This is a genomic window from Endozoicomonas sp. SESOKO2 (assembly GCF_024606245.1).
In the GTDB taxonomy this organism is placed as follows: Bacteria; Pseudomonadota; Gammaproteobacteria; order Pseudomonadales; family Endozoicomonadaceae; genus Endozoicomonas_A.
Genome location: NZ_JAHHPQ010000611.1, coordinates 1 through 1,155, shown reverse-complemented (window position 1 = coordinate 1,155; position 1,155 = coordinate 1). Strand labels below are relative to the sequence as shown.

Below are 1,155 nucleotides of genomic sequence, written 5' to 3'. Positions count from 1 at the left end.
GCCCGCTGCTGCTCACGGGTGCTGATTTTGACCAGCTGCTGAACAACAGTGAAAGTGCCACCGCTGATCTTTCGAGTCGACTGGACTGGAGCAAGCTGGTTATTGATATTGACAAGGATGATGGCATCACACAGAACGTCAGCTTCACTGCCGGTGATGTCACGGTCGCTCGTTTGGCAGGAACGGATACCTTATCGATCCTGCTGTCTGATGCCAAAGCTGCCGAACTTGAGGGCATTTTTGGTTATAAAGGCTCAGAGGATGGCGTTGATATCCAGGCGGGATTCCTGAGAGATCTGGCGGGTAACGAAGGTACAGCGACCACCAGTGACCTGACTCTGGATTATTCCGACATTGCCGCACCGACGGTATTGCAGGTTCGCCTTGAAGACCCCGGTCGATTCATTAATGGCGATGAGGTGGTCATTCTTGTCCAGCTCAGTGAGTCCGTCAACGTGAGTGGTATTGATGTCTCTGATGCCAGCACCTACCCAACCCTGGCATTGGATAACGGTGCCGTGGCCACCTACGACAGTGGTGCAGGTAGCGATACCTTAAGGTTTGTTTATACCGTCGGTTCAGGCAACAGTGAAAACACCCTGGGACTCAACTACGCCTCTGATACGGCACTGACCATACCTGCCGGAGTCATGATTTTTGATTCCGCAGGGAATAACATGCTGCCCACGCTGCCTCCGGTTAACAGTAATGATGCCCTGGCCCAGACGGGCAATGCCATTATTGATGTCAACGCCCCGGAAATTACTGCAATCAACAGTCTGACCTCGGATGGCCCTTACAATGAGGGCAAAGTGATCCAGCTTGAGGTGTCTTTTAGTGAAGCTGTCGATATAACAGGAACGCCGGTACTCAATCTGGATACCGGCGGTCAGGCCACGTACTCCAGTGGTGCGGGGACGGACAAACTGGTGTTTAGTTATACGGTGGGCAGTGGTGAAGACAGCGCAGATCTGGATGTCAGTAGTCTGGATCTGTCAAGTGGCAACATTACCGATCTAGCCGGTAATTCGGTTGATGTCAGCACTTTACCGACGGGAGCGCAGGCTAACTCCCTGGCTACCAATGCGGCACTTGAAATTGATACGACAGGTCCTTCATTACCGGGTCTGGGCGCGGTTAACTTCTCGGTTGGCA

The 1,155-nt window shown here is 52.8% G+C and carries 1 protein-coding gene; it reads left to right on the top strand.

Going from position 1 to position 1,155, the window contains the following annotated elements; genetic code table 11:
• On the top strand, positions 1–1,155 hold a 1,155-nt coding region (locus KDK17_RS14900), incomplete at both ends, for a hypothetical protein (RefSeq protein ID WP_257288392.1).